Raw genomic sequence first — 16138 nt, 5'->3', positions numbered from 1 at the left:
TGGTATAAACTGAAGTTTCCCAATAATTATTTATGGTAAAATTGAAACTATGCTACAACTATATGAAAAAAATAGTCTTTTCATTCGTTTCAAATGCTATTGCCTAAGGGGAATTAAGTAGGGGCTTGCTATAAACATGGCAAAACCACCTAAAATAAACCTCGATACACCAGCATTGTGTATTTCGGCTACTCAATAATTGGGAAACTTCAGGTATAAAATAACACAAAGATTTCCAGCCTACATTTTTTATCATAATTAAGGAATTAAACCATGCCCATTTCATCCGACATTGCCGAAGAACTGAATATTTTAGCACGTTATAAATTAACATCGACGCAAGAAGGTATTAAAGTTCACCATACAGCCGCACCGAAAACTGTTGCAGCTATACAACGCCTGTACGAAAAGAATTTAGTTACTCGGGATGATGGTGGCTATTTAACTGATTTAGGAATCGAAACAGCTGAGCACGTGCAAAAAGCACTGGCTATTTTAACATCAAAATAAACCGGTCTTATCTATAGCAATAAATAATATCTATATTAGCAAATTATTAACTAGTGGCGGCTTTTTACTTGCAGATAAACTCTAAAATCACAACACTATTTCAACTTACACTCGATGTTCAAGTTTTTTAACTGATTGATTTTATTGATAATTTTACTGACAAAGAAAGCATCAACATCATTGTAAATCAATCACTTATAAAACAAAGCCGGAAAAATTTACTTTTCTTAGCCCAGTTATAGCTGAAAACTTGAACATCGAGTTACAAGGACCAAAAATGAAATACTACCTTTTGCTTTTCTTCTTTACCTTATCCATTAGCGGCTGTTCATCGCTTTCATTGAGCACTGATTACGATAACTCAATAGATTTTTCTACTTTCAAAACATTCCGCTGGCATGCTGAAAATGAGCACAACTCTGCTAGCTTGAAATATTTAAATAATATTCTGGATCAGCGCATCCGGTCAACTATAGACCAACAATTAGCAGCTAAGGGGTTCACAATAAAGTCAGATGGTAGCGTTGATTTCTTCGTTAACTACAGCATCGTTATTGATGATAGAACCGATATCCATACCTATAATAATTTTGGGGAGTCGCTATTTTTGCGAAAGCTTGTTTTGGGCATCCCAGCCCAAGCAAGCAGCAAAAACTTAACGCGACCACTTATGCCTCCGGCGGCCCCGATTCGTCCTCGTCACCTCGTCCCGACCCAACAAGGGGTCGGAACATAGGCTCCAAATGACTTGACGCCGTGTCGGATGGCCTTTTATTTTGTCTCCACCTTCGCTAACGCTCAGACTCCGAAAAAACAACGGCCCTACGGCTATCGCGGACTAAAAATCTTCACTTCGCTAAAGCTCCGTTTCCAGGATTTTCAGCGATAGTGGCTATTATCCGGGATATAACTATAGAGCAGGCTATGGCTATTATGGCCGGGGTATGGGTGTGATGTACAATACGGGTTCAAAAACGCAGGTTACACATTACAAACAGGGGACACTGATTATTGATATTATCAACCCTAAAACAGATCAGCTTATCTGGCGCGGTGCAGCGGATGGACGTTTACCTAAAGCTACTGACAGAGAAAAAAGTGACGAGCTGGTACAAAAATATGTCGCGAAAATTTTATCTAATTTCCCACCTAAGAACAGGCGCGCCATGCTACCTCACGAAATTCCGGGACTCCTGTCGCCATAATTCGTTCACCTACGCAGCGGATGGGAGATGCCCTGAACGCCCTGCGTCCGCAACGACTACGCACAAAAGCCGCTTCGTCATTACTACCTCACTGGCTGGACGGCTATTCGGAATGCAATTCTTGCTCCTCTCGCGTGCTGCTAGCACACGTCGAATCAGCGAATTGCCCTGTCGCCTTTCAGGGACTAAAAATCACCACTTCGCTAAGCTCCGTTTCCATGATTTTCAGCGATAGTACTTAGCTGAAGTTTCCCAATTATTGAGTAGCTGAAATACACAATGCTGGTGTATCGAGGTTTATTTTAGGTGGTTTTGCCATGTTTATAGCAAACCCCTACTTAATTCCCCTTCGGGGAGTCGCTATTTTTGCGAAAGCTTGTTTTGGGCATCCCAGCCCAAGCAAGCAGCAAAAACTTAACGCGACCACTTATGCCTCCGGCGGCCCCGATTCGTCCTCGTCACCTCGTCCCGACCCAACAAGGGGTCGGAACATAGGCTCCAAATGACTTGACGCCGTGTCGGATGGCCTTTTATTTTGTCTCCACCTTCGCTAACGCTCAGACTCCGACAAAACAACGGCCCTACGGCTATCGCGGACTAAAAATCTTCACTTCGCTAAAGCTCCGTTTCCAGGATTTTCAGCGTAGGCAATAGCATTTGAAACGAATGAAAAGACTATTTTTTTCATATAGTTGTAGCATAGTTTCAATTTTACCATAAATAATTATTGGGAAACTTCAGTTAGTACATATCTAGATATAGAATTCAGTCGAATTAATGCTGAATCATAAATATGACTATAAGCAGGATAGCACAGAAATAAGCCCATTAATTCACGCCTGATTCAACGCATAACTCAATAGCTGTAATTGATGTTATTATGGCATTCCTGAAAATAAAGCAAACCTGCCATACAAACGTGCACGAAATAAATTCAACAAATAACTTGTGTTTATGCTCGCCTTCTACGCATTGAATACGAACATAAATTCTGCGCCAGCGTAGCGGTGTACCCAGCTTATCCGTGCGCGTTCCTTAGACAAAATAATGTACTTTTAACCACCCCCTGGATATAACAAACCTATTAAAATGACAAATTTAAATTTCTTATTACATCACTCCAGCCTGATGATTTCTGATTTAGACGCTTCAATAAAATTTTATACTGAAATCATTGGCTTACAGCAGATTGAAAGGCCTGATCTTGGGTTTCCAGGTGCCTGGTTTCAGCTAGGGGAAGATCAGCAATTACATATTTTATTACTCGATAATATAGATCCCACTTCTGGACGGCCTGAGCATGGCGGACGTGATCGGCATGTTGCGTTAACGGTTGATAATTTTGAATGTGTCCGCGAATCTCTGGATAACAATAATGTGTTCTATACGATGAGTAAATCAGGACGCAAAGCCCTGTTTTTTCGTGATCTGGACGCTAATGCAATTGAAGTGATCGGGAGATAATTCTTTTACCGTTATTAAATATTAACAACAGCTGATTCATGGATTTTTCTTCACTACACTTACCCACAGTTTTTTTTACCTGGTTGACACCTATTAGTACCAGCTATGCCTTGATTTTTGTGGCTGAAATGGGTGATAAAAGCCAGCTAGTCTGCATGACGCTGGCAGCACAAAACCGGGCAAAACCTGTTATTTTTGGCGCTATTACGGCGTTTGCATTACTAAATACGCTGGCGGTATTATTTGGTGCTGCGATTGCTAACTGGGTACCTGGATATATCGTTGCCGCAGTGGTGACTGTACTGTTTGCAGTTTTTGGTGTGCAGTCTTTATTTTTTAGCGAAAGTGAAGCAGACACAGAGGTACAGGGAAAAAGCGCTCATAATCTTTTTATAACTACTTTTTTGCTGATTACAGTGGCTGAATTTGGCGATAAAACGCAACTTGCCGTGGCTGCACTTAGTAGTACGGCTCTACCCGCCGCAACCTGGATTGGCGCTACACTCGCTCTAACAAGTACATCCATACTCGGTGTTATTGCAGGCCGAACCCTACTGAAAAAAATACCTTTGCGCCTGTTACACCGTTTAAGTGGTGTACTGTTTATTCTTTTAGCTGGTTTTGCAGCATATCACACCTATCTCGAATTTAATGCTACGTTTAATTCATTCAACCAGTTTCTATCCCGGCTACATTAAGACCTGATTCTGCATAAGCTGGCTTACTCTTCTGCGAACAAGTCCAGATTATCGGCAATCTGTTTAGGCGCTTTTAGACCAAAGTGTTGATAGGTTTTTCCCGTGACTACACGGCCTCGGGGGGTACGCATAATAAAGCCTTGCTGAATTAAATAAGGTTCCAGCACATCTTCTATGGTTCCCCGCTCCTCGCTAATGGCAGCAGCCAGAGTATCTAGCCCAACAGGTCCGCCACTGAAGTTATCGATAATGATTTTTAGCAAGCGCCTGTCCAGTTGATCGAAACCACAGTGATCCACTTTTAACATGGCTAAGGCCTGCTGCGCGGCAACTTTATTAATCGTACCATCGCCCTTCACTTGTGCATAATCACGTACCCGCCTTAATAAGCGGTTAGCTATACGCGGTGTGCCGCGCGAACGCTTGGCTATTTCCTGCGCGCCACTCGCATCTATCTGAATACCCAGTACTTGTGCAGAACGGGTTACGATTTGACTTAGTTCACTATCTGAATAAAATTCGAGTCTTTGGATAATCCCGAATCGGTCGCGCAATGGTGAGGTTAGTAATCCAGCTCTGGTAGTCGCACCGACTAAAGTAAAAGGAGGCAAGTCGAGTTTGATCGACCTTGCGGCTGGCCCTTCACCAATCATAATATCAATTTGATAATCTTCCATCGCTGGATAGAGAATTTCTTCGACTATAGGGCTTAAGCGATGAATCTCATCGATAAACAGTACGTCATGCGCTTCCAGGTTAGTCAGCAAAGCGGCTAGGTCACCCGCTTTATCCAGTACAGGACCAGAAGTCTGGCGGAGATTAACCTGCATTTCATTGGCGATAATATTTGCCAGCGTGGTTTTACCCAGCCCAGGCGGGCCAAAAATCAGCACATGATCCAGCGCTTCTTTACGCGCGACCGATGCCTGAATAAACACTTCCATCTGCTCACATAAAGCTTGCTGACCGATATAATCTTTAAGGGTTTTCGGCCTGATAGCGCGGTCTTGGCGCTCTTCATCAACCTGGCTACTGGCACTAATAATGCGATCGGTTTCAATCATATATCAGTACAGCACCGAGTTGGTTTGATGGGTAGGGTATTTCATAAACTACTGAATTTAAATATAAAACAATTATCTATCATCCGTAAAACACGGCGCTGCACTACCCTGGGTAAACCCCCGTAGATAAATATCTATCGCCGCGATCACAAATGATAGTCACAATGGTTGCATTTTCCACTTGTTGCGCAAGCTTCAGCGCCGCTGCAACGGCCCCCCCCGAGGAAACACCGGCAAAGATGCCTTCTTTGCTGGCTAAATCACGCATGGTCTGTTCTGCCAACTGTTGATCTACATTTATCAGTCTATCAACACGCGAAGCCTGATAAATTTTAGGCAGGTATTCTTGTGGCCAGCAGCGTATGCCTGGGATTTTTGCACCATCTTCAGGTTGTACCCCAACAATTTGAATCTCTGGCTTTTGTTCCTTGAGAAATTTTGAAGTGCCCATAATGGTTCCTGTGGTTCCCATTGCGCTGACAAAATGCGTAATTTCACCCTGCGTATCGCGCCATATTTCAGGCCCCGTACCTTCGTAATGCGATAGCGGATTATCTGGATTGGCAAACTGATCAAGAATGCGCCCCTTGCCTTCGGCTTGCATTTTCCTTGCTAAGTCTATCGCGGCTTCCATGCTGCCTTCCGCAGGGGTAGAAATAATATCAGCACCATAGGATTTCATGGATGCCCGCCGCTCTACGCTCATATTGTCCGGCATAATCAAGGTTAAGCGATAACCTTTAATGGCGGCTGCCATCGCTAATGCAATACCGGTATTACCACTAGTAGCCTCGATTAAATGATCCCCCGGCTTTATTTCTCCGCGTGCTTCCGCATGCTGAATCATGCTGATTGCAGGACGATCCTTTACCGATCCAGCAGGATTATTACCTTCTAGTTTTGCTAAAACGGTATTCGAGCCAGGCTTGATCAAACGCTGCAATTTTACTAAGGGTGTATTGCCAACAAAGGCTTCGATGGTGGAATAATTCATTTGATAATCGTTGTAGGGCGGACTTCAGTCCGCTATGGTCAAGTGCGATTAAATAATATGAGTATTGACCATGAAGGATTGAAGGATTGCAATCTTTTCAATATTTAACCCTTCACGTTCTTCATATCCTTCATGGTTAAAAACAGATATTATATCAGCCCATTATAAGTAGCGGACTGAAGTCCGCTCTACAAGGTATCTATAGAGATCTAGCGGGAAAACATCCTAACCAGCGCAGATAATCTAGCCACTTGCCCATCGCTTAATTGTTCCCAGGAAAATTGCCACTTCCAGTTTCCATCTATAGTACCGGGAATATTCATCCTATGTTCACTGCCCAGCTCTAAAATATCCTGCATCGGTACAATCGCCAGATTTGCAACAGAAGAAAAGGCGGTTCCAATCAATAAATAAGGCATAAATGCCTGCGAGTGACCTAAATAACTATACACACGATGTTTATCATGGTCATTCAGTGAGTTATACCAGCCTAATGTTGTATCATTATCGTGCGTGCCGGTATAGACAACGCAGTTATGATCATAATTATGTGGTAAATAAGGATTTGATTCTGTATCACCAAAGGCGAACTGTAAAATCTTCATACCTGGAAGATTAAAATCCATACGCAGTTTATCAACTTCTGCAGTAATAATCCCCAAGTCTTCAGCAACCAACGGGATATTTCCAAATTCTTTTTTAAGTGCAGCCAGCAGAGCATCTCCAGGTGCTTTAACCCATTCACCATTAATTGCGGTATCTTCGCTCGCGGGAATCTCCCATGCCGCTTCAAAACCTCTGAAATGATCAATACGCAGGATATCGAACATTTCCAGTTGACTACGCAGCCGGTCATTCCACCAGGAAAATTTAGTTCGTTTTAAATATTTCCAGTCATAATGCGGGTTTCCCCATCGCTGTCCGGTGACTGAGAAATAATCAGGTGGCACCCCCGCAACAACTGACATTCCGCCTTTTTTATCCAGTTTAAACACCTTACGGTTAGCCCAGACATCAGCACTATCATAAGACACAAAAATCGGAATATCGCCAAATAACAAAACATCATGGCTGTTGGCATATTCTTTAAGCGCCATCCACTGCCTGTAAAAAAGGAATTGCTCAAATTTGATGATTTCGATTGCAGCAGCCATACGCTGGCGTGCGGCTTTAAGCGCTGCAGGCTTATGCTCTTTTAAGGGTTCTGGCCAATGATTCCAGCATTGCTGAGAAAACTCATTATGTAATGCAACAAATAAGGCATAATCGTCTAGCCAACAGGATTTATCATTACAAAACTCCTGGTATGCCTGTTTTTCTTCAACACTGGCCAGGTTTTCAAACCCCGTTTGAACTTTAGCAATAAGACATTGACGATAATAATCAGGGTCCTGCTTAGATGAATCACATTGCTCTGCTTCCTGTAACCAACCTTTCTGCTTTAATTCTTCCATACAGATTAGCGCTGGATTACCTGCATGAGCCGACAGGCATTGGTATGGGGAACCATCACCATGCGGTACACCTAGAGGCAAAGTTTGCCAGACTTTAATGCTGGTGTTGTGCAGAAAATCCACAAAATTATAGGCTTGCTGCCCCATATTTCCTGATCCATTTGCATTCGGCAGTGACGTAATATGTAACAACACGCCGGCGCGTCGCTGTGCTAATAAGTTTTTTTCCTGCTTCCTCATTCTATTAATCTATTCCTTTGCGCATAGTGCCACCCATAGCGGGATCACCTGAACCGTGTGTGAATGACAAGGATAAATAAGCAGGCGCATGTTCGCCCAATAAATGATATAAATTACTTAAATTCAAGCGAAATTGCTTTTCAAAACTACTCACAGCTTGATCAGGATTATAATCACCAAACCACCAAAACCAGTCTGAACCCTCACAAACAGCCAACTGAAATTCAGCTTCTGCTAATTGTTCTTTTGACAAACTGTTGCTTGTAACTACCTTGTCAAAGCACTTTTTCACATCACCTAGCATAGCCCAGCCACGATTTTTATCGGTATCGCCAATCCAGGTTGAAAAAGTCCCATATACCCAGCTACCTGCCATCATTTTACCTAGCGGCTTGACGGTTACTTGTTCAGCAAGACACTCTGAAAAAGTAGTTAATTCGATATCCGGATGTTCGGCTAAGCGCTTATAAAAAGTGGCTAAAAAATGATAGCCATTCTCCGGAAAATATTCCCACGCATTTTCACCATCCATAATAATGGAGACCACGCTCCCTTCAGGTTCATGCTCGGCAATATTTTCCAGGTGATGAATCATATCCCCCACTGCATCATCTGCATGCCATGTGGAATATTTAAAGCCAATTAAATCAGAGAGCCCATCATCGCGAAAAAAACACGGGATGTTGGTATCTTTAAGCTGAAAAGGATGGTGAATGCTCTGCTGATTATCCGCGCCTGCAATATGCAAACTATTATGCAGAACCTGACCGCCGGTTGCAGCCCAGGAATAGCCTGCCTCACCAAGTATTTTCAAGGTTTTATCACTAACAGCACCTTCAGATGGCCAGCAGCCTTTAGGGGGGCATCCAAAAAAACGTTCGAATGTAGCATTGCCTTGTTCGATATGCCACTTAACTCTTGCTTCACCACCAGAATAAACATCCAATTCAGGTAACGGTGCATCGGGCATTGCTTCTTTTGCCGATTGAATATCCAGCATTAAAGGTAGAATCGGATGCGCATAGGGCGTTACTGATAATTCTATCCGCCCTTTTCTTTCCAGCGCAGCATAGCGATGAATCACTGTCGATAATAATTCGCCAATTATTTCAATGACTTCAATGCGGTCATGTAAAGTAAAATTACTCGCCTTGTTGATTAAGCGCTGTACTCTTTGATCAGATAATTTAACCGTTTCACCCATCCAAGCCAGATGATACCAGACCAGCATATCCACGATAAACTGTGAATTAATATATTTGGCTGAATCTCCATGCGCATGCAACCAATCAGCCATTTGCGCTAAATTACGATAGGCAGGATAGCGGTCAATTTGTCGCGTTCTATTAGCACGTATGCACTGGCTAATCAGCTCAAACCTTTCTTCCACATTTTCTGGAATTGTCGGCATTACTAAAGCTGCTAATAATGGGTCTTTTATCTCGACACGATCATGCAAGTAACAATTAACCTGTTTTGCATAATCTTCAATTTGCTCTAGTAGAATAGGTGCAAAATTGACCACTGCTTTGGCATCAGGCTGGTTTTCAAGGTGCGCCACCATATCGACATAGTCTTTGATAACATGAAGATAGGTCCACGGCAATTGAAACTCGCCTGTTTGCCGATCCCGGTATTCTGGCTGGTGCATATGCCAGCATAAAACCAGTTTAATTTTTTTCTTATCTGACATAGTGCCTTTTTTGTCCTAACATATCTGGAGTGATCAATACCACTCCACCCTGACTGACCTGAAAGCGCTTTTCATCTTCTTCTCTATTTTCGCCGATTACAGTGCCTTCAGGAATCTGACAGCCTTTTTCAATGATAGCCTTGCTAATACGACAATGTCTAGCGATATTGACCTCGGGTAAAAGCAAGCTATCCGTCACCGTACTATAGGAATTTACACGCACATTGGAAAATACCAATGAGTGTCTGATAGTAGATCCTGATATTACACAGCCGCCAGACACCATCGAGTCAATTGCCTCACCACGCCTGTCATCGTCATCAAAGACAAATTTAGCCGGTGGGGTTTGCGCCTGATGGGTCCAGATGGGCCAGGTTTGATCATATAAATTCAGATCAGGTTCGACGCCAATCAATTCCATATTCGCTGCCCAGTACGCATCAATTGTACCCACATCACGCCAGTAGCTTTGCTCGCCACTTTGTAAGTCCAGGAATGGATATGCATTGACGTTATACTTGTCAATGACCGATGGAATAATATCGTGACCAAAATCATGTGTCGATCCTGCCGTATCCGCGTCTTCTAATAATTGCTCAAATAAAAAATCGGCATTAAAAATATAAATACCCATCGAAGCCAGAGCGCTATCATCTTTACCTGGCATAGTCGGCGGGTTTTCAGGCTTTTCAACAAAGGCTTTAACACGTCTGTTTTCATCGACATGCATCACTCCAAATTCTTTCGCTTCGTCCAGAGATACTTCCAGACAACCGATGGTTAGATCTGCATTTTTTTCTGCATGATCAGCTAACATCGCGCCATAGTCCATTTTGTAGATATGATCCCCGGCGAGAACCAGAATATGGTCAGGCGAGCGACTGCGTAAAATATCAATATTCTGAAAAATAGCATCTGCGGTGCCTTTGTACCAGGAAGCGTCCTCATGTCTTTGTTGAGCAGGCATGATGTCAACATATTCACCAAATTCACCGCGCATAAACCCCCAGCCTTGCTGTAAATGTCGGATCAGAGAATCCGCTTTATACTGGGTCAGAATACCTACTTTACGTATACCTGAGTTAATACAATTGGATAAGGGAAAGTCGATAATGCGAAATTTTCCTCCAAACGGCACGGCCGGTTTAGCGCGCCAGTCAGTCATATTTTTTAATCTTGACCCACGCCCTCCAGCTAAAATTAAAGCTATAGTATTACGTGTTAAATGACTCACAAAACGATCATGATGTTGTGGCTCTGTATTTGACATTGATATCCTCTATTTAATAAATATGCTATTACTTTTGGTCTTATTTTTGTTACTATTCTTCTACGAAAATGATTCTATCACACTGAGGCCCTGAAATATGAAGAAGCCAGCAAAAAAAATAAATCCGCTTAATTCAGATTTAATACAAATAGCTGAGGCAAAACATCACGACCCTTTTTCTGTGCTGGGTCGACATACAGATGATGGAAAAACGACAATAACTGCCTATTTACCGAATGCCGAAACAGTTAGCATAGCTGGCCAGAAAGTTGCGATGGAGAGGATCTCGGGCACAGATTTTTTTCAAACCAATAATGTACCAAAAAATCTAGAAAGGTATTATAAATTTGAAATTACCGATAAATCTGGTCATTATTATGAACAGTACGATCCCTATGCTTTTGGTTCACAACTGCCTGAATTCGACCAACACCTTTTTGGTGAAGGTCGGCACTGGCATATCTATAAGAAACTAGGCGCTCATTTACTTACTGTCGAAGGCATTAATGGCGTATTATTCACCGTTTGGGCACCGAATGCAGCCCGCGTTAGTGTCGTTCATGAGTACAATGGCTGGGATGCTCGCTGTCATCCGATGCGAATATTGGGCGGCAGTGGTATCTGGGAAATATTTATCCCAGGGTTAACTACAGGCTGTTTATATAAGTTTGAAATACTTAACCGTGATACACAGCAGATTGGCGTTAAGACTGATCCTTATGGCCAGCAATTTGAATTTCGCCCGCAAACAGCCTCACGCGTGGTCAATGAACAAACTTATGACTGGCAGGATAAAAAATGGATCGATAAGCGTGTTAAGCACGATTGGCTAAGTGAAGCCATGTCTATTTATGAGGTTCACCTGGGGTCTTGGCGTCGGGATAATCAGGGTAATTTTTTAAATTATCAAGAACTGGCTCACCAGTTAGTAGACTATATTCAAGACATGGGTTTTACACATATTGAGCTACTCCCAATCACAGAACATCCGTTAGATGCGTCCTGGGGGTATCAGACTACAGGCTATTTTGCGCCTTCAAGTCGCCATGGTAATGCTGACGATTTTCGCTATTTTGTGGACTATTGCCATCGTCATAATATCGGCGTTCTACTGGATTGGGTGCCAGCGCATTTCCCTAAAGATGATTTTGCCCTAGCCCGTTTTGATGGCAGCTCACTATATGAGCATGAAGACCCGCGCAAAGGCGAGCATCGCGACTGGGGTACTTTGATTTATAACTACAGCCGCAATGAAGTAAAAAACTTCCTCTTATCCAGTGCCTATTTCTGGATAGAAGAGTTTCATATTGATGGCTTACGCGTTGATGCAGTCGCATCTATGCTTTATCTGGATTATTCGCGTGAAGAAAATGACTGGCTGCCTAATATGTATGGTGGCAATGAAAATCTGGAAGCCATCGACTTTTTACGTGAATTGAATACAGTCACACATGAGCAGCATCCTGGCACTGTGGTAATCGCTGAAGAATCGACTTCATGGCCACAAGTGACCCGCCCAACCTGGACTGGTGGCCTCGGCTTTTCCATGAAGTGGAATATGGGCTGGATGCACGATATGCTTTCTTATATGCAACAGGATCCAGTACATCGTCGTCATCACCATGATCAACTGACTTTCGGTATGCTGTATGCTTTTACCGAAAACTTTGTACTGCCCTTCTCCCACGATGAAGTAGTACACGGAAAAGGCTCTATGTTAGCCAAAATGCCTGGCGATGAATGGCAAAAATTTGCTAATTTGCGTTTGCTGTATACCTTTATGTTTACTTATCCGGGGAAAAAACTTCTGTTTATGGGCTGTGAGTTTGCTCAGGGAACTGAGTGGAATTTCAATCAGGAACTGGACTGGTATGTTATGGATTATTCTTTCCATAAAGGCATGCACACGCTAGTCAAGGACTTGAATCATATGTATGTGCAGCACCCCGCCCTGTTTCAGCATGATTTTGACAATCAGGGTTTTGAGTGGATCGACTGCCATGATGTTGAACAATCTATCATTAGTTACCAGCGTAAAACCGACAATGAAACACTCATTGTTATTTTAAATTTTACACCGGTTCCGCGAGATAACTATCGTATTGGCGTACCAGCACCAGGCACTTATCTAGAAATATTCAATTCTGATTCACAATATTATGCCGGTAGTAATGCGGGAAACGGACAGGTTTTTTCTGAACCAACGCCGTGGATGAACCAAGATCAGTCTATTAATGTCGCTATTCCACCATTAGCTGGCATCGTATTTAAACTTTAAGCTATGAAAAAGATTCTGTTTGTAAGTAGTGAAGTACATCCTCTCATTAAAACAGGAGGACTCGCGGATGTTGCAGGAAGTCTGCCTATCGCTTTAGCTGAATTGGATCAGGATGTACGCATCATGATCCCTAAATATCACGCACTGAAGCTAAAGGAAGATGTAGAATATCGTTGCACTCTGCGTATCGATAATCGTGACGTGAATATTCTGGAAACTCGATTACCCGATACTGATGTTATCGTATGGCTCATTGATTGTCCTGAATATTTTGATATTCCCGGCAATCCTTATACTGATGAATTTGGTAACGCCTGGGCAAATAGCGCCGCACGTTTTTCCTTGTTTTGTCGTGCTGCCGTCGAGATTTCCCAAAATCGTGCTCATCTGGACTGGAAAGCCGATATTGTGCATTGCAATGACTGGCAAAGTGGACTGGTTCCTGCATTGTTAACTTTAGAGCCGAATCGCCCTTCTACCGTGTTTACGATACACAATATGGCGTACCAGGGATTATTTCCGGAAGCTACTTATTTTGACTTGAATCTACCGGGGCAATTATGGCATCCTGGCGCACTGGAATTTCATGAGCTACTTTCCTTTATCAAGGGCGGTATCGCCTGTGCTGATCATATCACCACAGTCAGTCCAAATTATGCGTTGGAAATACAGACTGCAGAATATGGCTATGGCTTAGAGGGACTATTACACCATCGTCACCATGAGCTGAATGGTATTATAAATGGCATAGATACTGACATATGGAATCCTGAAAAAGACCCGCGAATTGCACAGAACTACACTATTGACAGTCTGGCTAAAAAAGCGAGCAATAAGACCGCATTACAACAGCATTTTTCACTTCCTGAAGACCCAGCTATCCCGATGATAGGTCTGATTGGTCGCCTGGTTGACCAAAAAGGCATAGACCTGGTAATTGACTGTCTGGATGATCTGGTTAACTACCCTGTACAATTTGTCTTACTAGGTTCCGGCGAGAAAGGCTTTGAACATCGACTTAAAAACTTAAGTTACTTATACCCTGATAAAATCTCGGTATCCATAGGCTATAATGAAGACCTGGCGCATTTAATTGAAGCCGGAGCGGATATGTTTTTGATGCCGTCCCGCTTTGAGCCTTGTGGACTCAATCAATTATATAGCCAGCGCTATGGCACGCTACCTATCGTCCGAAAAACAGGAGGTCTGGCGGACACGGTTGTAGACGCCATGCCGCATACCATCGCAGATAAAATAGCATCCGGTTTTGTATTTGAAGAACCGTCTGTGGGAACTATGCTGGAAACAATTAAACGTGCGATTTTGCTCTATGCAAACAAAAGAACCTGGCAGCAATTACAAAAAAATGCCATGCGGAAAGATTTTTCCTGGCGGAAAAGCGCTCAACAATACCTGGATTTATATAACTGAAGTTTCCTAGTTTTTAAAGCATAAGAATATCAGCTAATGCTTATTTTTCTGAAATATTAGATATTACTAATATTACAGGCGCGCCATGCTACCTCACGAAATTCCGGGACTCCTGTCGCCGTAATTCGTTCACCTACGCAGCGAATAGGAGATGCTCCAGCCGCCCTGCGTCCGCCACAGACTGAGCACAAAGCAGCTCAGTCATGGCTACCACAAATGGCTCTACGGCTATTCGGGATAAAATTTTAGCCTCCCTCGCGCGCTATCGCGCACTTCGGATTGGCAAATTTCCCTGCGCCTTCTGGAGACTATCAGCCCGTCCGGGGCTGACAGCGTAGGCTCCAAATGACTTGACGCCGTGTCGGATGGCCTTTTATTTTGTCTCCACCTTCGCTAACGCTCAGACTCCGACAAAATAACGGCCCTACGGCTATCGCGGACTAAAAATCATCACTTCGCTTAGGCTCCGTTTCCCTGATTTTCAGCGAATGAATGCCCCAGCCACCTTTATCCAAAGCTATATTGACGATTTAAATGATGCGCTCAATCAGCTAAAACCCGGAGCCGCTTTGACACGGATTCAAGCCGCTTGGTTGGGCACTTGTTTAACGGGCATACTGCTAATGAACTCTGTTTGCTGGGCTAAGTTTGAGCGAGCAAGCCTTGGAGATTGCAAAGTAGCCGCATTATCCTGGGTATTTCGTAAAGCAAGTATACCCTGGGACTGTTTGCTACGGGTGAGTGTGGTCTTAATTTTAAAACGTTATGGCATTACTGAAGGTGTGTTGGCCTTTGATGAATCAGACCGAGCACGATCTAAGTCTACAAAACGTATTTATAAGGTTTACAAGCAGAAACACAAAGGCTCCGGCGGGTATGTTAATGGACAAACGATAGTATTATTGCTGCTAGTTACCTCATCCATTACAGTGCCTGTCGGTTTTTTCTTTTATATGCCGGATCCACAGCCTTAAAGCAGTGGGATAAAGAAGATAAACGGTTGAAAAAGAGCGGTATAGCAAAACAGGCGCGCCATGCTACCTCACGAAATTCCGGGACTCCTGTCGCCATAATTCGTTCACCTACGCAGCGGATGGGAGATGCCCTGAACGCCCTGCGTCCGCAACGACTACGCACAAAAGCCGCTTCGTCATTACTACCTCACTGGCTAGACGGCTATTCGGAATGCAATTCTTGCTCCTCTCGCGTGCTGCTAGCACACGTCGAATCAGCAAATTGCCCTGTCGCCTATCAGGGACTAAAAATCAACACTTCGCTAAGCTCCGTTTCCATGATTTTCAGCGAAAGATCGGCCTATTAAGCCTGAACGTGACAGTGCCTACCCGACCAAAACAGAGATTGCATTAGGCTTATTAAAAGAGTTTAAAGTTGCGCATAGCCTGATTAAAATTAAAGGCGTACTGGCTGATGCGCTGTATGGTGAAAAAGCCTTTATGGACGAAGCCGCTAAAGAATCTGGAGGCTCGCAGGTGATTAGCCAATTACGTAAAAACCAAAATATTGAATATAGAGGTAGAATAAGGTCAGTCGAGAGCTACTTTAATTCGATTAACAAAGGCATTGATCAGATAATACGTGTACGTGGCGGCAAAGAGATTAAAGTGACTGTCAGCAGTGCACGATTAAAGGTGAGTTCTCACAGTAAAAAGCGCTTTGTCATTGCCTTAAAATATGACGGTGAAAACGACTATCGCTATTTAGTGGCGACAGACCTGACTTGGCGCACACAAGATATTATTCAAGCCTATACGTTGAGATGGCTGATTGAGGTTTTCTTTGAGGACTGGAAGCTTTATGAAGGATGGGGGCGTGAGGC

Annotated in this window: 22 protein-coding genes and 1 pseudogene; 16 read left to right on the top strand and 7 right to left on the bottom strand. The window is 43.3% G+C overall.

Features of this window, described 5'->3' with window-relative positions; translation table 11 throughout:
• Window positions 1–273: 273 nt before the first annotated feature.
• The 10 genes and pseudogenes from K6984_RS00085 (at window position 274) to K6984_RS00060 (ending at window position 3877) form a co-directional block, all read left to right on the top strand.
• Entirely contained in the window at window positions 274–510 is a 237-nt protein-coding gene (locus K6984_RS00085) for a TIGR02647 family protein (RefSeq protein ID WP_221893619.1), read from the top strand.
• A 277-nt stretch (window positions 511–787) separates the two neighbouring features.
• A pseudogene (locus K6984_RS35880) lies at window positions 788–1084 on the top strand (DUF4136 domain-containing protein); the annotation flags it as partial.
• Window positions 1085–1117: 33 nt separating this feature from the next.
• Window positions 1118–1246 carry a hypothetical protein gene (locus K6984_RS31975; protein ID WP_263458596.1) on the top strand — a complete coding sequence of 43 codons (129 nt, stop codon included), beginning with the start codon at window positions 1118–1120 and terminating at the stop codon, window positions 1244–1246.
• Window positions 1247–1273: 27 nt separating this feature from the next.
• Window positions 1274–1399 (top strand): hypothetical protein, encoded by a 126-nt coding sequence (locus tag K6984_RS31970; protein WP_263458597.1) that lies wholly within the window; start codon window positions 1274–1276, stop codon window positions 1397–1399.
• Window positions 1386–1715 (top strand): DUF4136 domain-containing protein, encoded by a 330-nt coding sequence (locus K6984_RS35875; RefSeq protein WP_420831633.1) that lies wholly within the window; start codon window positions 1386–1388, stop codon window positions 1713–1715. The genes K6984_RS31970 and K6984_RS35875 overlap by 14 nt, the downstream gene beginning before the upstream one ends.
• Window positions 1716–1735: 20 nt before the next feature.
• Window positions 1736–1957: a hypothetical protein gene (locus K6984_RS00070; protein WP_221893616.1), complete on the top strand. Its 222-nt coding sequence runs from the start codon at window positions 1736–1738 to the stop codon at window positions 1955–1957.
• Window positions 1958–2081: 124 nt separating this feature from the next.
• The gene (locus tag K6984_RS31965) at window positions 2082–2210 is read left to right on the top strand and encodes a hypothetical protein (protein WP_263458596.1); all 129 of its coding nucleotides are present in this window, start codon (window positions 2082–2084) and stop codon (window positions 2208–2210) included.
• A 27-nt stretch (window positions 2211–2237) separates the two neighbouring features.
• Window positions 2238–2369, top strand: coding sequence for a hypothetical protein (locus K6984_RS31960; protein WP_263458595.1), 132 nt, complete (start codon window positions 2238–2240; stop codon window positions 2367–2369).
• 435 nt (window positions 2370–2804) lie between these two features.
• Window positions 2805–3179: a VOC family protein gene (locus tag K6984_RS00065; protein ID WP_221893615.1), complete on the top strand. Its 375-nt coding sequence runs from the start codon at window positions 2805–2807 to the stop codon at window positions 3177–3179.
• Between the two features lie 38 nt (window positions 3180–3217).
• The gene (locus K6984_RS00060) at window positions 3218–3877 is read left to right on the top strand and encodes a TMEM165/GDT1 family protein (protein ID WP_221893614.1); all 660 of its coding nucleotides are present in this window, start codon (window positions 3218–3220) and stop codon (window positions 3875–3877) included.
• 23 nt (window positions 3878–3900) lie between these two features.
• Here K6984_RS00060 and ruvB read toward each other — a convergent pair whose 3' ends face one another.
• The 5 genes from ruvB to glgC all read right to left on the bottom strand — a co-directional run bounded on the left by ruvB (window position 3901) and on the right by glgC (window position 10592).
• Window positions 3901–4941 carry a Holliday junction branch migration DNA helicase RuvB gene (gene ruvB, locus K6984_RS00055; RefSeq protein ID WP_221893613.1) on the bottom strand — a complete coding sequence of 347 codons (1041 nt, stop codon included), beginning with the start codon at window positions 4939–4941 and terminating at the stop codon, window positions 3901–3903.
• A 103-nt stretch (window positions 4942–5044) separates the two neighbouring features.
• Complete coding sequence (cysM, locus tag K6984_RS00050; RefSeq protein ID WP_221893612.1) at window positions 5045–5935, bottom strand: cysteine synthase CysM; 891 nt, start codon at window positions 5933–5935, stop codon at window positions 5045–5047.
• Window positions 5936–6144: 209 nt separating this feature from the next.
• Window positions 6145–7629, bottom strand: a complete 1485-nt coding sequence (malQ, locus tag K6984_RS00045) for a 4-alpha-glucanotransferase (RefSeq protein ID WP_221893611.1) — start codon at window positions 7627–7629, stop codon at window positions 6145–6147.
• A gap of 4 nt (window positions 7630–7633) precedes the next feature.
• The gene (locus K6984_RS00040; protein ID WP_221893610.1) at window positions 7634–9322 is read right to left on the bottom strand and encodes a glycoside hydrolase family 57 protein; all 1689 of its coding nucleotides are present in this window, start codon (window positions 9320–9322) and stop codon (window positions 7634–7636) included.
• On the bottom strand, window positions 9312–10592 hold the full coding sequence (gene glgC, locus K6984_RS00035) for a glucose-1-phosphate adenylyltransferase (RefSeq protein WP_221893609.1): 1281 nt from the start codon (window positions 10590–10592) through the stop codon (window positions 9312–9314). Before glgC ends, K6984_RS00040 begins: the two co-directional genes overlap by 11 nt.
• Before the next feature lie 97 nt (window positions 10593–10689).
• Here glgC and glgB point away from each other — a divergent pair, with 97 nt between their 5' ends.
• The gene (gene glgB / locus K6984_RS00030; protein ID WP_221893608.1) at window positions 10690–12870 is read left to right on the top strand and encodes a 1,4-alpha-glucan branching protein GlgB; all 2181 of its coding nucleotides are present in this window, start codon (window positions 10690–10692) and stop codon (window positions 12868–12870) included.
• A gap of 3 nt (window positions 12871–12873) precedes the next feature.
• On the top strand, window positions 12874–14301 hold the full coding sequence (glgA, locus tag K6984_RS00025; RefSeq protein ID WP_221893607.1) for a glycogen synthase GlgA: 1428 nt from the start codon (window positions 12874–12876) through the stop codon (window positions 14299–14301).
• A gap of 56 nt (window positions 14302–14357) precedes the next feature.
• Here the strand turns inward: glgA and K6984_RS31955 are convergent, their stop codons facing one another.
• A complete protein-coding gene (locus K6984_RS31955) occupies window positions 14358–14492 on the bottom strand; it encodes a hypothetical protein (protein WP_263458594.1) in 135 nt (44 codons plus the stop codon).
• Between the two features lie 12 nt (window positions 14493–14504).
• Here K6984_RS31955 and K6984_RS31950 point away from each other — a divergent pair, with 12 nt between their 5' ends.
• Together K6984_RS31950 and K6984_RS00020 are read left to right on the top strand one after the other, a co-directional pair.
• Window positions 14505–14639: a hypothetical protein gene (locus tag K6984_RS31950; RefSeq protein WP_263458593.1), complete on the top strand. Its 135-nt coding sequence runs from the start codon at window positions 14505–14507 to the stop codon at window positions 14637–14639.
• Window positions 14640–14789: 150 nt separating this feature from the next.
• Window positions 14790–15275, top strand: coding sequence for a hypothetical protein (locus K6984_RS00020; protein ID WP_221893606.1), 486 nt, complete (start codon window positions 14790–14792; stop codon window positions 15273–15275).
• On the opposite strand, the gene K6984_RS00015 is transcribed toward K6984_RS00020, so the two are convergent.
• Window positions 15226–15438: a hypothetical protein gene (locus K6984_RS00015; protein WP_221893605.1), complete on the bottom strand. Its 213-nt coding sequence runs from the start codon at window positions 15436–15438 to the stop codon at window positions 15226–15228. The genes K6984_RS00020 and K6984_RS00015 overlap by 50 nt on opposite strands.
• Between K6984_RS00015 and K6984_RS00010 the strand changes: the two genes are divergently transcribed.
• Complete coding sequence (locus K6984_RS00010) at window positions 15395–15622, top strand: hypothetical protein (protein WP_221893604.1); 228 nt, start codon at window positions 15395–15397, stop codon at window positions 15620–15622. The two genes, K6984_RS00015 and K6984_RS00010, sit on opposite strands and share 44 nt — an antisense overlap.
• Window positions 15618–16138, top strand: a 521-nt coding sequence (locus K6984_RS00005; protein ID WP_221894094.1) for a transposase, incomplete at its 3' end; no start/stop codon positions are given. The genes K6984_RS00010 and K6984_RS00005, both read left to right, overlap by 5 nt.

It is taken from the genome of Bathymodiolus japonicus methanotrophic gill symbiont (assembly GCF_019721995.1).
In the GTDB taxonomy this organism is placed as follows: domain Bacteria; phylum Pseudomonadota; class Gammaproteobacteria; order Methylococcales; family Methylomonadaceae; genus Methyloprofundus.
The sequence above is the reverse complement of the archived record's forward strand: the minus strand, read 5'-3'. Positions and strand labels throughout refer to the sequence as shown.